The organism is Streptomyces sp. GQ60, assembly GCF_059758875.1.
In genome coordinates, this window is the sequence record NZ_JCAXEG010000002.1 from 651414 (window position 1) to 666673 (window position 15260).

The following is a 15260-nucleotide window of genomic DNA, read 5'->3' on the forward strand; positions in this document are numbered from 1 at the left end:
CGCCGTCGCGACAGGGCGGCGCGCACTCCTCCCCACACCCCTGAGCCCCCCTCCCTCTCGCCCCTCGCCAAACCGCCCAGGAGGGCACCGTGGCCCTTTCCTCCCCCGGCACCGCCACCACCGACGCCCCCGGCACCCCGCGGGGCCTGCTCCCCTTGCTGCTCGTCGGCAACGGCGCCATGTACGCCCTCTACGTCGGTGTCGCCGGCGTACTCCTCGCACTCCAGGTCGAAGACATCGACGCGGCGAACAAGGTCGCCAACTTCGGCCTGATCGCGGGGGTCTCGGCGATCTTCGCGACGGTCTTCAACCCGGTCGCGGGCGCCCTGTCCGACCGCAGCGGACGGCGCAACCCCTGGATCCTGGGCGGTGGACTCGCCGCGATACCGGCGATGTTCCTGCTCGGCGCCGCGGACACGATCCTGCTCATCACCATCGCCTGGTGCCTCGGACAGGCCGTGATGAACGTCTACCAGGCCGCCATCACCTCGGTGGTCCCCGACCGGGTGCCCCTGAGCGCCCGCGGCAAGGCCTCCGCCGCCGTCGGCCTCGGCCTGCCGCTGGGCTCCACCATCGGCGCCCTGATCGGCGCGGCCTTCTCGGACGACTACCGCACCGGATACCTGATCTTCGGCGCGCTCGTCGCGGGCGCCGCCGTCCTGTTCACCACCTGCACCCGCGAGGAGCGGCGCCCCGCCAAGCCCTCCATGCCGGTCAAGGCACAGCTGGCCGCCTTCGCGAGCGCCCTGAAGGACCACGACTTCCGCTGGGCGTTCATCGGACGGGCCCTGCTGGTCCTCGGCTACTTCGCGGTGAGCGGCTACCAGCTGTACATCCTCCAGGACCACACCGTGCTGCCGGAGGGCATGAAGCCGGAAGCGGCGGTGGCGATCATGATGCCGCTGACGAGCGTGGCGATGGTGGTCTCCACCGTCCTCGGCGGCTGGCTCTCGGACAAGTACGACCGCCGCAAGCTCTTCGTCGGGGCCTCCGCCCTGCTGTCCGCCGTCGCGCTGCTGATCCCGGCCCTGTCGACCAGCTGGACGGCCATGCTGGCCTTCGCCGCGATCAACGGCCTCGCGTTCGGCTGCTACATGGCCGTGGACACCGCACTCGTGACGATGGTGCTGCCGAAGGCGGAGGACGCCGCCCGCGACATGGGCGTACTCAACATCGCCAACGCCGGCCCGCAGATCGTCGCCCCCTTCATCGCCTCGGTGATCGTGTCCCTGAGCGGCGGCTACACGGCCCTGTTCATCGCGGCCGCCGCCCTGGCGGTGGCGGGCGCCCTGGCGGTCAAGCCGATCCGCAGCGTCCGCTAGGCCGTCTCTTTCGGATCTTGCCGGTCAGGCGCGGCCCGCTCCCCGCCGCATCCACTCCCGGCTCCCTTGCCACCCCTCACCCCCGACGATGAAAGGCACCACCGTGCAGCTCCACACCCACACTTGGGGCGAAGGCGACCGCATCGCCCTCCTGATCCACGGGATCATGGCCGACCACCGGACCTGGCGCCGGGTCGGCCCCGCCCTCGCCGAGCGCGGCTACCGCGCCATCGCCGTGGACCTGCGCGGCCACGGCGCCAGCGGCCGGGGCGCGTACAGCCCGGACGCCTTCGCCGACGACGTGGTCGAAACGCTGCCGGCCGGCGCCGAGCTCGCCATCGGCCACTCCCTCGGCGGCCTGACCCTCTCGAACGCCGTCGCCCGCCTGAAGCCGGCGCGCGCCGTCTTCTCCGACCCCGCCTGGCACTTGGCGGCGCTCGGCGAGGGTTTCGGCCCCGAGATGTTCGCCCAGTTCAAGTCCGCGCCCAAAGAGCAGGTCCGGGCGATGAACCCGCGCTGGGAAGAGGCCGACGTGGACATCGAACTGGCCACCCTGGCCCTCTGGGACGAGGCGACCGCACTGAGCCTGACCCCGCTGATGGGCGCGGACCTGCTCCCGGCGGCGCCGGTGGTCCCGTCCCTCGTACAGCTGGCCGACCCGAGCTTCCTGATCTCACCGGAGCGCGCGGCGGTCCTCAAGGAGCGCGGCTTCGAGGTCCGCTCGGTCACCGGAGCCGGCCACACCATCCACCGGGACGACTTCGACGGCTTCATGACATCGCTGGAGGGCTGGATCTAGGACGGCGTACGGGCCGGTGGACCGGCGCACGCAGGTCCACGCGGTCCACTGCCACGCCGACGACTCCCGGGCCGCCGTCGGGGCGATCAGCCCTCCTGGCGATCGTCAGTCGAGAACGGCCGTCGCTTCGACCTCGACCAGGAGATCGGGTTCCCCCAGCGCCGCGACGCCCAGCAGCGTGATCGGCTTGACGGGGTCGATCCCGAGCTTGGCGGCCGCCCGGGCCACCCCTTCGCCCAGCAGCGGCATCTTCTCGGCGCTCCAGTCCACGACGTAGACGGTCAACTTCGCCACGTCGTCGAAGGATCCGCCGATCTCGGCCAGAGCGGTGCCGATGTTGAGATAGCACTGCTCGACCTGGGCGGCGAAGTCCCCTTCACCGACCCGCCGCCCCTCGGCGTCGCGCGCGACCTGGCCTGCGAGGAACACCAGCTTCGACCCGGTGGCGATCGAGAGCTGACGGTATACCTCGGGTTTCGGCAACCCGTCGGGGTTGACCAGCCTCACGGCCATGACAGCTCCTTGTCGTCGGGGCGCAGCTTCCTGCACCTCCCCAAACCATAGCGCTGCTATGTATCGTAACGGCATGGCGCGAACCAAGGACCCGGCGATCCGCTCCCTCCTCATCGAACGGGCCGCGATGATGCTGCGCACCCGCGAACCGGTCACCCTCCGTTCGCTGGTGGCGGGAACCGGCGTATCCACGATGGCCGTCTACACCTACTTCGGAGGCATGGACGGCCTGTGGACGGCGATGCGCCAGGAAGGCTTCGCACGCCTGGCCGCCAGGCTCGACACGGTGGCGATGTCCACGGATCCGGTACGGGACCTGGCCGCCCTCGGAGCCGCCTACGTGAGCAACGCCCTCGCCGCCCCCGACCTCTACCGGATCATGTTCGACGCCGGCTTCGAGCTCGAAGACGCCAAGGCGGCGGACGAGACGCTGCATTCCCTGGTCCGCGCCGTCGAACGCGCCAAGACGGCCGGCCGCTTCCACGCCGACATCGACCCCCTGACCCTGGCGACGCAAAGCTGGGTGATCGGCCACGGACTCGCGTCCCTGGTCGCGACGGGCCCGCTGCCGCACCACGTCCTCACCCAGGGCGCGCCCATGCTGACCGCACTCTTCACGAGTTCCGGCGACGCGTCCGACAGGTGCCGCCGCTCCGTCGAACTCGGCTGGCAGAGCACGCCCATGGCCTCCACGGACAGCCTGTAGGCGCCAAGCCGGCCCACCCTCCCGTTCCCCGGCCATTCCCCCGGGCGGCGTCCAGGCACCCCGCGCGGCCACCCGGTAACCTCGCCCGAATGACGGCACTTTCCCATCACAGCAATGGTCACGTCGAGCAACCGGGTCGCGCCGGGGCCACCGCGACCGCCGAGGCCGATCCGCACGCCATCGGGCCGGTGCGGACCTCGTACGCTCCCGATCGCGACGGGGATCCCGACCCCGGCGAGATCGTGTGGACCTGGGTTCCGTACGAGGAGAACGACGGGCGCGGCAAGGACCGCCCGGTGCTGGTCGTGGCCCGGGAAGAGGGCAGCACGCTCCTGGCCGTCCAGCTGTCCAGCAAGCGGCACGACCACGACCGGGAGTGGGTCCCCATCGGGACCGGACCGTGGGACGGCGCGGGACGGGAGTCCTGGGTGGACGTGGACCGGGTGCTGCGCGTCCACGAGGCCGGCATGCGGCGCGAGGCGTGCGCGCTGGACCGGGGCCGGTTCCAGCTCGTGGTGAACCGGCTGCGCGAGCGGTACGGCTGGCACTAGCCGGCCGCCCCCGGGGCGCGGCCGGCCCTGACCGGGGCTAGGCCCGCCGGGCCCCATCCCGGCCGGCGCCGCTCAACGTCCCCCGGCTCACTCGGCTTCCCCGGCTCCCCCACCCGTCCCCACGCCCGCCAGTGCCCGCTCGAACGCCTCCCGAGTCTCCGGCTTCCGGTCGAGCACCCCGAACACCACCCGTTCGAACACACCGACGAACCGCCCTGCCAGCAGCCCCCGGAAGGCTTCCGCCACCTGGGCGGGGTCGTTCTGGAAGACTCCGCACCCCCAGGCGCCCAGCACCAGCCGCCGGTACCCGTGCAGCGCCGCCACCTCCAGCACCAGCTCCGCGCGGCGGACGAGGGCGGCGGGGATCTCCGGCTCGCGGTCCGGTTCCTGGCGGCGGATGGTGCCCGCGTTCGGGGCCGGTGAGGTGAGGAATCCGGCCCGGAACGGGGTGTCCAGCAGGTTGCCCCGGTCGTCGCGGAAGACGGGGACCCCGGGCGAATGAATCACCCGGTCGGTGTAGAAGGTGCTGACCTCGGCGCGGTGGATCTCGTAGTACTCCGGCGCCTCCAAGAGGGTCTCGTACAGCGCCGAGGCGCGGCAGAGTGCCTCCTCCTGGGCCTTGGCCCCGCGGACGTAGCCGCCCCCGGGATTCCGGGCCGAAGCGAAGTTCAGGACGGCCACCGGAACCGTCCGAACCGTCCCCGGGTGCTGCTCGGCGAGCCGACGGGCGGCGACCGTGCTGCTCTCGCCGGTGACCTCGACGACGGTTCGGTACGCGCCCTTCGAGGCCGGCTCGCCTGGAATGACCCGGTTTGGGCCATATATCCTAGTTCCTGCCTTGGCCTCCGCCACGGCGGCGGCGAGCGACACGTGCCGTCCCGACCGCGTCCGGTACCCCCCGGCCGCCACGATCTCCGCATTCTCCCGCGCGATCTCGCGCAATCTGCCGCTCACGCGGCGATCCTCGGCGCTCCGACAGGGCGCCCGCAAGGGATTTGCGCCCCAAGGGACGGGTAGGCACGGGTGATGTCACAGCCGACGACACGAGACGAGGGCCCCGTCATGCCCCAGGACTCACTCACCCGACTGACCGAACCCACCGCCGAGGAGCTGATCCACGGCATCTGTTTCAAGACCGGCCCGCCCCGCCTGCTCGGCGCGGAGCTCGAATGGCTGGTGTTCGACGCGGAGCGACCCGGTCGGCCCGTTTCCCACGAACGCCTGGCCGTCGCGCACGACACGGCGCGCGGCCTCCCCCTCGGTTCCCGCGTCACCGTCGAGCCCGGTGGCCAGCTCGAACTCAGCTCGGCCCCCGCCACCTCCCTGACCGGCTGCGTCGACGGCCTCCAGGCCGATCTGGCCGCCGTCCGGGGCGCCCTGCGCGACCAGGGTCTGGTCCTTCGGGGACTCGGCCAGGACCCGCGCCGGCCGCTGCGGCGGATGCTGACCAGCCCGCGGTACGAGGCCATGGAGACCTACTTCGACCGCACCGGCCCGGCCGGGCGCTCCATGATGTGCGCCTCGGCCTCCGTCCAGGTGTGCGTGGACGCCGGACACGAGGAGCCCGGCCCGCTGGGCCACGGCAGGCGCTGGCGCCTCGCCCACCTCCTCGGTGCGGTGCTGGTCGCCGCGTTCGCCAACTCCCCCGCGCACGAAGGCCCGTACGCGGGCTGGCGGTGCGCCCGCCAAGGGATCTGGAGCGACGTCGACACCCGGCGCTCCCTCGCCCCGCTCCTGGAGGCGGAGCCGCGCGGCGCGTGGACCCGGCAGGCGCTGGACACCGAGGTGATGTGCGTGCGGACGGGCGAGGACGGCGGGACGCACGAGGACGGCGCGCCCTGGGCGGTGCCGCGCGGGCTGACCTTCCGTGACTGGCTGCGCTCCGGAGGCGGCCCCCGGCCCCCCACCGCCGCGGATCTGGACTACCACCTGACCACGCTCTTCCCGCCGGTGCGGCCCCGGGGCCATCTCGAGCTGCGGATGATCGACGCCCAGCCCGGCGAGGACGGCTGGCTGGTCCCGGTGGCCGTCGTGCACGCCCTGTTCGACGACCCGGAGGCGGCGGAGACCGCGTACCGGGTGGCGAAGGGGCTGGCCGACTCCTACGGCACCGGACCCGCGCCGCGCAATCCGCTGTGGCGGTCCGCCGCCCGCAACGCGCTGGCCGATCCGGAGCTGCGCTCCGCCGCCCGCGCCTGCTTCCGGGCCGCGGTCTCGGCGCTGCCCCGACTCGGAGCCGACCGTCACGTCACCGACACGGTGGGCGAGTTCACCGAGCGCTACGTGTCCCGCGGCCGCTGCCCGGCCGACGACCGTACGCCGCCCGGGCAACCGCGGACACGGACACGGACGCAGCAGACCCACCCCCGGCCGGCCGGCGAGGAGGCACACTCATGACCGCCGACCCGGAGCTCCTGCGCGAGCGGGCCGCCGCCGCCCTGACCGCGGCGCGCGCCCGCACGGCCGGACTCACCGACGCCGTCACCGAGGCGGACCTCACCGCCCAGCACTCCCCCCTGATGTCTCCGCTGGTCTGGGACCTCGCGCACATCGGGAACATGGAGGAGCTCTGGCTGCTGCGCAACGTGGCCGGACGCGAGTCCATGCATCCCGAGATAGACCCGCTCTACGACGCGTTCGAGCATCCCCGTGCGGAGCGGCCGAAGTTGCCGCTGCTGAGCCCGGACGAGGCCCGCCGGTACGCCGACGAGGTGCGCGGCCGGGTCTTCGACCTGCTGGACCGCACCCCGCTGGAGGGCACGGCCCTGCTCGACGGCGGCTATGTCTTCGGGATGATCGCCCAGCACGAACAGCAGCACGACGAGACGATGCTGATCACCCATCAACTGCGGCAGGGAGCGCCGGTGCTGACGGCGCCGGACCCGGATCCCCCGCAGGGACCGCCGCCGCCCGCGGCCGAAGTTCTCGTACCGGCGGGGCCGTTCACGATGGGCACCTCCGCGGAGCCCTGGTCGCTGGACAACGAGCGGCCCGCGCACGTCCGCGAGGTTCAGGCGTTCTGGATCGACACCGTTCCGGTGACCAATGCCGCGTACCAGGAGTTCATGGCGGACGGCGGCTACCGCGAGGAGCGTTGGTGGGAGGCGGCCGGCTGGGAGGAGATCCGCCGGCACGGGATCGAGGCCCCGCTGTTCTGGCACCGCGAGGGCGGCACCTGGCTGCGCCGCCGTTTCGGGGTCACGGAGCCGGTGCCCGGGGACGAGCCGGTGCTGCACGTGAGCTGGTACGAGGCCGACGCGTACGCCCGCTGGGCGGGGCGCCGGCTGCCCACCGAGGCGGAGTGGGAGAAGGCGGCCCGGCACGATCCGGCGGCCGGGCGCTCCACCCGCTACCCGTGGGGCGACGCGGATCCCACGCCCGCGCACGCCAATCTCGGCCAGCGCCACCTGCGGCCGGCCAGGGCGGGCGCCTACCCGGCCGGGGCCTCCCCGCTCGGGGTGCGCCAGCTCATCGGCGACGTGTGGGAGTGGACGGCATCGGACTTCCTCCCGTACCCCGGCTTCCGGGCGTTCCCCTACCGCGAGTACTCGGAGGTGTTCTTCGGCCCCGAGCACAAGGTGCTGCGCGGCGGCTCCTTCGCCGTGGACGCCGTGGCCTGCCGGGGCACCTTCCGCAACTGGGACCTGCCGGTGCGCCGGCAGATCTTCTCAGGGTTCCGGACCGCGCGCGGCGCCGTCCCCGCCGGCGCCCCCGGGCAGGCCTGATGTGCCGTCATCTCGCCTACCTCGGGGCCCCCGTTAGCCTCGGCCGGGTGCTGAGCGAGCCCGAGCACTCGCTGGTCCGGCAGTCGTGGGAGCCGCGCCGCCAGGTTTCCGGCACGGTCAACGCGGACGGCTTCGGCGTCGGCTGGTACGCGGACGGGGACCCGGTCCCCGCCCGCTACCGCCGGGCCGGGCCGATCTGGGGCGACCTGACCTTCAGCGACCTCGCCCGGGTGGTCCGCAGCGGGGCCGCGCTGGCCGCCGTACGGGACTCCACGCGTCCGGGGGCGGACGGGGAGGCGGCGGCGGCCCCGTTCGCGGAGGGGCAGTGGCTGTTCAGCCACAACGGGTCGCTGCGGGACTGGCCGGACGCCGCGGCCCCGCTCGCCGCCTGCCTGCCGCCCCGGGAGCTGCTGTCGCTGGCCGCGCGTACGGATTCGGCGCTGATCTGGGCGCTGGTCCTGCACCGGCTGCGGAGGGATCCCGACCTCGGTGCGGCCCTGGCCCGGACGGTACGGGAGCTGGCCGAGGCCGCGCCCGGATCCCGGCTGAACCTGCTGCTGACCGACGGCCGGGCCATCGCCGCGACGGCCTGGGGGGACTCCCTCTGGTACCTGGCCGACTCGGCGGCGCAGCGCACGGTGGTGGCCTCGGAGCCCTACGACAACGACTCGCGCTGGTGCGAGGTGCCCGACCGGACCCTGCTGACGGCCACCCGCACCCGGGTCGACCTCGTCCCCCTGCAGGCGGCTCCCGCCGACGCACTGGACGCACTGGACGCACCGCACGCACCGCACGCACCGCACGCACCGGAAGCACCGCACGCACCGCACGCACTGGACGCACCGCACCAAGGAGACGAAGGCCAGTGAACGACTTCCAGCTGACCCGCACGCTCGACGAGCACGCCGCGGAGACCGCTCTGCGCACGGATGTGCGCGTCGGGCTGAGCCGGTCCCCCAAGTCGCTGCCGCCCAAGTGGTTCTACGACGCCCGGGGCAGCGAACTCTTCGAGGAGATCACCCGGTTGCCCGAGTACTACCCGACCCGCGCCGAGCGGGAGATCCTGCTCGAACGGGCCCGGGAGATCGCCTCGGTGAGCGGGGCCCGCACCTTGGTGGAGCTGGGTTCGGGCTCCTCGGAGAAGACCCGGCACCTGATCGAGGCGCTGCCCGCGCTGGACACGTACGTACCGGTGGACGTGAGCGAGAGCGCGCTGACCGGAGCGGCGAAGACGCTGCTGGAGGAGCATCCGGGGCTGCGCGTGCACGCGCTGCTGGCCGACTTCACCCGGGCGCTGCGGCTGCCGGACACCCCCGGACCCCGGCTGGTGGTGTTCCTGGGGGGCACGATCGGGAACCTGCTGCCGCCGGAGCGGGCGGTGTTCCTGGCGGACGTACGGGCGATGCTGTCGCCCGGGGACGCGCTGCTGATGGGGACGGACCTGGTGAAGGACCCGGCCGTCCTGGTGTCGGCGTACGACGATGCGCAAGGGGTGACGGGCGAGTTCAACAGGAACGTCCTGGCCGTGGTGAACCGGGAGCTGGGCGCGGATTTCCACACCGCCGACTTCGCTCACGTGGCGGTGTGGAATCGGGAGCACGAGTGGATCGAGATGCGGCTGCGCGCCCGGAAGCAGGTGGTGGTGAAGGTCCGGGCGCTGGATCTGGAGGTGCCCTTCGAGGCGGGTGAGGAGATCCTGACGGAGATCTCGGCGAAGTTCCGTCAGGAGGGGGTTCGCAGAGAACTGGCCGCCGCCGGACTGGAATTGACCCATTGGTGGACGGATTCGGCGGGCCGTTTCGCCCTGTCCCTGTCGGTGGCGGACGGCATCGGCACCGACGGCTGGGAGGGTACGCCGGGCAGCGACGAGCGCGCCGGTCGTGACACGGGGCGCGACACGGGGCGCGACACCGGGCGTGACACGGGTACCGGTTCGGCGAGCACCGCGGCCTGAGCAGCGGCCGCGAGGTCCCGCCGGTGCGCGTACCGGCCCGGCGGGATCCGCGGCAGCAGCCGCACCTCGGCCCGCACTCCACGGGCGCGCGCGATCCGCCACAGGGAGGCGGTCAGCGGATCGTCCCCGACGAAAGCGGGCGCTCCGGCCGGCCCCCCGTCGTCGAGCAGGTAGCTGATCCGTACGGGCTGTACCGGCACCCGCGCGTCCAGCGCTGCCTGGAACGCGGCCCGGCGGAACGGGCCTTGGGCGCGCCCGCACCAGGTGGAGCCCTCGGGGTAGACGGTGACGTGGTCGCCGGTGAGCAGCGCCCGGGTGAGGCTGCCGACGGCGGCCGGCAGGGTGCGGAGCCGGTCGCGTTCGATGTAGAGGGTGCCGGCCTGCCGGGAGAGCGGTCCGAGGACCGGCCAGCTCCGGATGTCGCTCTTGGCCAGCATCCGGGAGGGCAGCACGGCGGCGACGAGCGGGATGTCCAGCCAGGAGATGTGGTTGGCGACGATCAGCCGTCCACCGCCGGGTCCGGGGGTTCCGTGCACGGTGATCCGCAGGCCGAAGGCGCCAAGCAGAGCCGCGGCCCAGGCCCGTACCACCGCGTGGCGGGGCCGTTCCGGCAGCAGGCGGAGCGGCGGGGCGCCCAGGATTCCGAGCAGGACCAGGGCGATGGCGGCGGCGAGCCGCAGTACGGCGCGCGGCACGCTCGCGGTGCGCCCCTCGTGGCCGGCGCAGACCTCGGGGGTACAGGGCGAGGTCGGGAGCCAGGCGCTCATGCGGCCGGGGCGAGCGAGAGGAAGTGCTTGAGGTAGCGGGGGTTGGTGCGCCGCAGGGAGAGCAGGACGTACAGGTCGGCGCAGCCGAACTCGGCGTCGAGGGCGGGCTCGCCGCAGACCCAGGCGCCCAGGCGCAGGTAGCCGCGCAGCAGTGGGGGCAGTTCCATCCGGCCGGGGAATTCGATGCCTTCGGGGTTCCAGGGGAGGTGCGGGGTGACCCGGTACTCGACGGGGGCGAGGCTGCGGGTGAGGACGTTCGCCCGGGTGGCGGCGGCCAGGACCCCGCCGTCGGAGAGCGGTACGGAGCAGCAGCCCGCGAGCCAGTTGTGCCCGGAGCGGTCCATGTAGCGGGCGAGGCCGGCCCAGATGAGCGCGATGACGGCGCCGTTGCGGTGGTCGGGGTGGACGCAGGAGCGGCCCACCTCGACCAGGTCGGGGCGGATGGGAGCGAGTGCGGAGAGGTCGAACTCGCCCTCGGAGTAGAGGCGTCCGGCGACGGCGGCGCGCTCGGGGGGCAGCAGACGGTAGGTGCCGGCGACCTGCTCGGTCTCCTCGTCCACGACGAGGAGGTGGTCGCAGTATGCGTCGAAGGCGTCGGCGTCCAGACCCGGCTCCGGGCCGTCGAGCCGGGCGCCGAGCTCGCCGGCGAAGACCTGGTGGCGCAGCCGCTGGGCGGCGCGCACCTCGTCCTCGTTGCGGGCGAGCCGGACGGCGTAGCGGGGCGTGGGGACCGCCGCCGGGTGCGGAGCGGCCACCGGGGCGGAGGCCGCGGGGGCGGCAGCGGAGGCGGCGGGACGGCCGGGCTCGGAGAGGCGGCCGGACGCTGGGGGAACGACGGACGCGGGGGGAACGACGGACGGGGACAGGGGGGCGATGGTCATGACGGCTCCTGGTCCGGCACGGGAAGCCAGGCCGGCAGGTGTGTGGCCTGGCTTCTTTACTTCTTCCGTGACCGGCTGGATTCGACATGGCCGCTTCGCGGCCCTTGGATGTGCGGACGCTGAACTCGGCGGGCGAACCCCTCCGGGGCCCTTCCCCCCGTCCTCGCCCGCCCTCCTGGCCGCCCTCCTCCGCCGTCCCCCAGCCTCCCCACCGCCCCCGCCCGCCCCAGGTCAGCGGTCGGAGCTGAGGACCTTGCTGATGGTGTCGGAGGCCGCCTTCGCCGCCTGCTGGGGGTCCTGGCCGGTGAGGACGGCCGTCATGAACGGCTTGATCGGGTTCTCGGCCTCCACCTCGGCCCAGCGGGGGGACTTCGGGGTGGCTCGGCCCTGAGCGGCTCCGGGGGCCATCGCCACGGCGCCGTCGTTGCCCTCGACCACGTGGGCGAGGGTGGTCTTGTTGGGTACGTAGCTCATCGTGCGGGCCAGCTCGGTCTGCCACTTCTCGCTGACCAGGGCCGTGATCACGTCGACGGCATGCTTACGCTGCTTCGTCTTCTCGGGGATGATCAGGTCCGAGCCGCCGGTGAAGACCGAGCCCACCTTGTCGGCGGTCTTGCCGGGGATCGGGAAGAAGCCGAGCTTGCCCCTGAGCTCCGGATTCGCGGCCTCGATGGCGGCTGCCTGGCCGGGCGGCGCGATGATCTGGGCGATCCCGCCACGGGCGAACACGTCGGACTGCGGGGGCGTCTCCTCGTCGGCGTCCTTGGGGCCGTCACCGAGGGCCTGGAGCTGCTTGTAGAACTCCATGCCCGTCAGCGCCTTCTCCTCGTCGAGGGTGCCGATCCACTGGCCGCTGCTCTCGACGGCGAGCTCGCCGCCCTCGTCCCAGACGAACCCGGCGAGGACGTACCAGTTCTGCCCGGCGAGGTAGATGCCCTGCTGACTGCCCTTGTCGAGCTTCTGCGTGGCCTGGATCCATTCCTGGCGGGTCTTGATCGGCGCCTTGACCCCGGCGTTCGCGAACAGGTCCTTGTTGTAGATCACCACCCGGTTGGCGGCGTACCACGGGACGCCGAACTGGGCGCCGTTGACCCGCCCCGGCTCGGAGAGGCCCTTGAGCCAGTCCTTGCCGTCCCACTCGCGCAGGGCTTCCAGGGTGAGTTCGGAGACGCCGCCGCCCTCGACGTACTGGGCGACCTGGGTGTTGCCGACCTCGATGACGTCGGCGCCCTCCTCGCTCTTGCCGGACAGGACGGCGTTGACCTTGTCGCCGATGCCCTTCCACTCCTGGATCTTCACTTCGAGGTCCACACCCGGGTGTTCCTTCTCGAAGGTGGTGGTGAACTGGCCTATGAACGCGTCGGAGGCGCTGCCCTTCATCAGCCAGAGCGTCACCTTCTGCGTACCTCCGCCCGACCCGGTGAGGCCGCAGCCGGTGAGGGCGGTCGCGGCCGCGAGAGCGGTGGACACGGCAAGGAAGCGCATCTTCACGAGGGTCACCTTCTGGGGATGGATCTCAGATGGCTTGAAATTGGCATAGACCATTGGGTGGGTCAAGGGGGTATCGCTATGGATTGTTCACGCAAAGTTCGCGTACCGGGACTTACTGGGGCACCGTAGAACAAGGCAACAGCCCACCCAGTGTCGGGAGACCCCCATGTCCAATCACACGTACCGGGTGACCGAGATCGTGGGCACGTCCCACGAGGGCATCGACCAGGCCATCCGCAACGGCATCGCCCGCGCGGGCGAGACGCTGCACAACCTCGATTGGCTTGAAGTGGTGCAGATCAGGGGCCACATCGAGAACGGCGAGATCGCGCACTACCAGGTGGGGATCAAGGTCGGTTTCCGCCTCGACGACGGCGAGGCCTGAGGCCGGCGCCCCGGGGGCCCTACGGGGCGCTCCCGGGGCCCGAGGGACTCCAGCGGCTCTACGCACTCCCACGGCCCCGCGGAAAGCTTGCGGCCCTCCGGACGCCCTGGGGCCGTACGGGGCGCCCCCGGGGCCCGCAGGACCCCTGCGGCTCTCCGGACTTCCGGGGCCTCACGGGGCTCCTACGGCTCCACGAACTCCCGCGGCCCCACGGACTCCCGGCGCCCTGCGGACTCCCGCGGCTCTGCCGGACTCCTACGGGTCCACGGATTCCCGACCCCCTGCGGGCCCGGCCGGGGTACCGGGCCCGAGGGGCCGCCAGGCCCGAGAGGCCGCCAGGGCCCGTCCGGCCCCGCCCCCCGAGGAGCGCGCGAGCCCGCCGCCCACCCCAGGGAGCACCGGTACGCCTCAGGTGCGCCCCTCGCCCTCCTGCGCAACCTTGAGCTCCGGCGCGTCCGCCGCCCAGTCCGCCAGAACCACGCGGAAGCCCGCCGCGCGCGCCGCCTCGCACACCAGCTCGTCGTCGTCCACCAGCATCCGCACCTCGCGGCCCCGCGAGATCCGCCGGAGGACCTCCAGCTTGGTCGTCCGGGCGGGCCGCCGGTCCTGGTTGCCGCGCATCCACAGCCGCCCCTCGGGCAACCCGTTCCGGGTGAGCCACTCCTCGGTGTCCGCACGGCACCGCTCCGGGCGGCCGGTGAGGTACGCGACCTCGCAGTCGGCCGCGCTCTCCACCGCGAGCGCGATCCCGCGGGCGAGGGGCGGATCGGCCGGGGCCGCACCGAAGAAGCCGTTCCAGTCACGCGGCCGGCGCTCCAGGAAGTGCTGGCGGTGCGCGGTGTCGGCCAGCGTGTTGTCGATGTCGAAGACGGCCAGGGGCCTGCGGTTCTGAGTCTCGGTCACCCCGCCAGCCTAAGCAGCGACGCCTTCCGCTCGACCGCGGGGACACCGCACCGCACGACCCCCGCAGCCGCCCGGGCGAGCGCCGCTCGGGCGCTGCCCGGGCGCTGCCCGGAAGCTCCGGGAATCCTGGCGCCCTCCGCGCGTTGACCACGGTGTGATCCGCACACTCTCGATACTCGACCGGTCCCGCACCCGCCAGGGGCATCCCGCAGCCCGGGCCCTGCGCGACACCGTGGAGCTCGCGCGCAGCGCCGAGCGGCTCGGATACCGCAGGTTCTGGGTCTCCGAGCACCACAGTGTGCCCGGGGTGGCCGGATCCGCACCCACGGTGCTCGCCGCCGCCGTGGCCGGGGCGACGGAGCGGATCCGCGTCGGGACCGGCGGTGTGATGCTGCCCAACCACCAGCCGCTCGTCGTCGCGGAGCAGTTCGGGGTCCTGGAATCGCTGTTCCCCGGCCGGATCGACATGGGGCTCGGCCGCTCGGTCGGCTTCACCGGCGGGATCCGCCGGGCGCTCGGGCGGGACACCGCCGACGCCGACCGGTTCGAGGAGCAGCTCGCGGAGCTGCTGGGCTGGCTCGACGGCTCCCAGCGGGCGCACCCCGAGGTGCACGCCCTCCCGGCGGAGGGAATGCGGATTCCGGCGTACGTACTGGCCACCGGCGAGGGGGCGGGGATCGCGGCCCGCGCCGGGCTGCCCCTGGTCGTCGGGGACCTGCGGGCCCGGGCGCGGGTCGCGGAGATCATCACGGCGTACCGCCAGGAGTTCCGGCCCTCCGCGTGGGGGGCGCGGCCGTACGTCGTGGCCTCGGGGACGGTCGCGGTGGCCGCCACCACCGAGGCCGCCCGGCGGATCCTGGTACCGGAAGCCTGGGCGGTCGCGTACTCCCGCACCCGGGGCAGCTTCCCGCCGCTCCGCCCGGCCGAGGAGGTCGAGGCCCTCGCCATGAACACCAAGGAGCGGGAGCTGTACGAGCGCGCCCTCGCCGGGCACATCCACGGCACGGAGGCGCAGGTCGCGGCGGAGCTGGCCGAGGTCGCGGAGCTGACCGGGGCGGACGAGCTGCTGGTCACCACGTCCACGTACGACCGGACGGCGCTCCTGGACTCCTTCGGGCGGCTCGCCCGGCTCACCGGACTCACGGATCGCGCGAACGGGCCGGCGAACGGGTCGGCGGACGGGCCGACGGACGGGCGCGCGGACGGGCACGCCGACCTCGGCGGGCAGTCCGTCGGCCAGTCCGGCCGCTCCGGACACTAAAC

At 73.2% G+C, this 15260-nt stretch carries 15 protein-coding genes and 1 pseudogene; 10 read left to right on the forward strand and 6 right to left on the reverse strand.

The genetic code is table 11. The features are described 5' to 3' along the window. Positions 1 to 89: 89 nt before the first annotated feature. On the forward strand, positions 90 to 1322 hold the full coding sequence (locus AC6CKD_RS08010) for an MFS transporter (protein ID WP_498326093.1): 1233 nt from the start codon (positions 90 to 92) through the stop codon (positions 1320 to 1322). Between the two features lie 103 nt (positions 1323 to 1425). Then, on the forward strand, positions 1426 to 2121 hold the full coding sequence (locus AC6CKD_RS08015) for an alpha/beta fold hydrolase (RefSeq protein ID WP_498326302.1): 696 nt from the start codon (positions 1426 to 1428) through the stop codon (positions 2119 to 2121). Positions 2122 to 2226: 105 nt separating this feature from the next. Here AC6CKD_RS08015 and AC6CKD_RS08020 read toward each other — a convergent pair whose 3' ends face one another. Next, positions 2227 to 2634, reverse strand: coding sequence for a RidA family protein (locus tag AC6CKD_RS08020; RefSeq protein ID WP_498326094.1), 408 nt, complete (start codon positions 2632 to 2634; stop codon positions 2227 to 2229). A 73-nt stretch (positions 2635 to 2707) separates the two neighbouring features. Between AC6CKD_RS08020 and AC6CKD_RS08025 the strand changes: the two genes are divergently transcribed. Together AC6CKD_RS08025 and AC6CKD_RS08030 are read left to right on the forward strand one after the other, a co-directional pair. After that, positions 2708 to 3340: a TetR/AcrR family transcriptional regulator gene (locus AC6CKD_RS08025; protein WP_498326096.1), complete on the forward strand. Its 633-nt coding sequence runs from the start codon at positions 2708 to 2710 to the stop codon at positions 3338 to 3340. An 89-nt stretch (positions 3341 to 3429) separates the two neighbouring features. Continuing rightward, positions 3430 to 3891, forward strand: coding sequence for a type II toxin-antitoxin system PemK/MazF family toxin (locus tag AC6CKD_RS08030; RefSeq protein ID WP_498326097.1), 462 nt, complete (start codon positions 3430 to 3432; stop codon positions 3889 to 3891). Between the two features lie 87 nt (positions 3892 to 3978). Here AC6CKD_RS08030 and AC6CKD_RS08035 read toward each other — a convergent pair whose 3' ends face one another. After that, complete coding sequence (locus AC6CKD_RS08035) at positions 3979 to 4845, reverse strand: TIGR02452 family protein (protein WP_498326099.1); 867 nt, start codon at positions 4843 to 4845, stop codon at positions 3979 to 3981. A gap of 108 nt (positions 4846 to 4953) precedes the next feature. Between AC6CKD_RS08035 and egtA the strand changes: the two genes are divergently transcribed. Genes egtA through egtD form a run of 4 tightly spaced genes read left to right on the forward strand, consistent with a single transcriptional unit; the run spans position 4954 to position 9570 of the window. Then, entirely contained in the window at positions 4954 to 6288 is a 1335-nt protein-coding gene (gene egtA / locus AC6CKD_RS08040; protein ID WP_498326100.1) for an ergothioneine biosynthesis glutamate--cysteine ligase EgtA, read from the forward strand. After that, complete coding sequence (gene egtB / locus AC6CKD_RS08045) at positions 6285 to 7616, forward strand: ergothioneine biosynthesis protein EgtB (RefSeq protein ID WP_498326102.1); 1332 nt, start codon at positions 6285 to 6287, stop codon at positions 7614 to 7616. The genes egtA and egtB overlap by 4 nt, the downstream gene beginning before the upstream one ends. Beyond that, positions 7616 to 8485: an ergothioneine biosynthesis protein EgtC gene (gene egtC / locus AC6CKD_RS08050; protein WP_498326103.1), complete on the forward strand. Its 870-nt coding sequence runs from the start codon at positions 7616 to 7618 to the stop codon at positions 8483 to 8485. Before egtB ends, egtC begins: the two co-directional genes overlap by 1 nt. Continuing rightward, positions 8482 to 9570, forward strand: a complete 1089-nt coding sequence (gene egtD / locus AC6CKD_RS08055; protein ID WP_498326105.1) for an L-histidine N(alpha)-methyltransferase — start codon at positions 8482 to 8484, stop codon at positions 9568 to 9570. Before egtC ends, egtD begins: the two co-directional genes overlap by 4 nt. Before the next feature lie 233 nt (positions 9571 to 9803). Here egtD and AC6CKD_RS08060 read toward each other — a convergent pair. The 3 genes and pseudogenes from AC6CKD_RS08060 to AC6CKD_RS08070 all read right to left on the reverse strand — a co-directional run. After that, a pseudogene (locus tag AC6CKD_RS08060) lies at positions 9804 to 10337 on the reverse strand (lysophospholipid acyltransferase family protein); the annotation flags it as partial. Continuing rightward, the gene (locus tag AC6CKD_RS08065; protein WP_498326107.1) at positions 10334 to 11218 is read right to left on the reverse strand and encodes a GNAT family N-acetyltransferase; all 885 of its coding nucleotides are present in this window, start codon (positions 11216 to 11218) and stop codon (positions 10334 to 10336) included. The pseudogene AC6CKD_RS08060 and the gene AC6CKD_RS08065, both read right to left, overlap by 4 nt. Before the next feature lie 231 nt (positions 11219 to 11449). Further along, positions 11450 to 12709, reverse strand: coding sequence for an extracellular solute-binding protein (locus AC6CKD_RS08070; RefSeq protein ID WP_498326108.1), 1260 nt, complete (start codon positions 12707 to 12709; stop codon positions 11450 to 11452). A 166-nt stretch (positions 12710 to 12875) separates the two neighbouring features. Here AC6CKD_RS08070 and AC6CKD_RS08075 point away from each other — a divergent pair, with 166 nt between their 5' ends. After that, on the forward strand, positions 12876 to 13094 hold the full coding sequence (locus tag AC6CKD_RS08075) for a dodecin (protein WP_498326109.1): 219 nt from the start codon (positions 12876 to 12878) through the stop codon (positions 13092 to 13094). Between the two features lie 408 nt (positions 13095 to 13502). Here AC6CKD_RS08075 and AC6CKD_RS08080 read toward each other — a convergent pair whose 3' ends face one another. After that, positions 13503 to 13997 carry a phosphatase domain-containing protein gene (locus AC6CKD_RS08080; RefSeq protein ID WP_498326111.1) on the reverse strand — a complete coding sequence of 165 codons (495 nt, stop codon included), beginning with the start codon at positions 13995 to 13997 and terminating at the stop codon, positions 13503 to 13505. 154 nt (positions 13998 to 14151) lie between these two features. Between AC6CKD_RS08080 and AC6CKD_RS08085 the strand changes: the two genes are divergently transcribed. Further along, complete coding sequence (locus AC6CKD_RS08085) at positions 14152 to 15258, forward strand: LLM class flavin-dependent oxidoreductase (RefSeq protein WP_498326112.1); 1107 nt, start codon at positions 14152 to 14154, stop codon at positions 15256 to 15258. Positions 15259 to 15260: the final 2 nt, after the last annotated feature.

Excerpts from the sequence above, each read along its gene's own strand:
- egtA (WP_498326100.1), top strand. The coding sequence starts at position 4,954 with ATGCCCCAGGACTCACTCACCCGACTGACCGAACCCACCGCCGAGGAG.
- AC6CKD_RS08075 (WP_498326109.1), top strand. The coding sequence starts at position 12,876 with ATGTCCAATCACACGTACCGGGTGACCGAGATCGTGGGCACGTCCCAC.
- AC6CKD_RS08025 (WP_498326096.1), top strand. The coding sequence starts at position 2,708 with ATGGCGCGAACCAAGGACCCGGCGATCCGCTCCCTCCTCATCGAACGG.
- AC6CKD_RS08030 (WP_498326097.1), top strand. The coding sequence starts at position 3,430 with ATGACGGCACTTTCCCATCACAGCAATGGTCACGTCGAGCAACCGGGT.
- egtB (WP_498326102.1), top strand. The coding sequence starts at position 6,285 with ATGACCGCCGACCCGGAGCTCCTGCGCGAGCGGGCCGCCGCCGCCCTG.
- egtC (WP_498326103.1), top strand. The coding sequence starts at position 7,616 with ATGTGCCGTCATCTCGCCTACCTCGGGGCCCCCGTTAGCCTCGGCCGG.
- AC6CKD_RS08065 (WP_498326107.1), bottom strand. The coding sequence starts at position 11,218 with ATGACCATCGCCCCCCTGTCCCCGTCCGTCGTTCCCCCCGCGTCCGTC.
- AC6CKD_RS08020 (WP_498326094.1), bottom strand. The coding sequence starts at position 2,634 with ATGGCCGTGAGGCTGGTCAACCCCGACGGGTTGCCGAAACCCGAGGTA.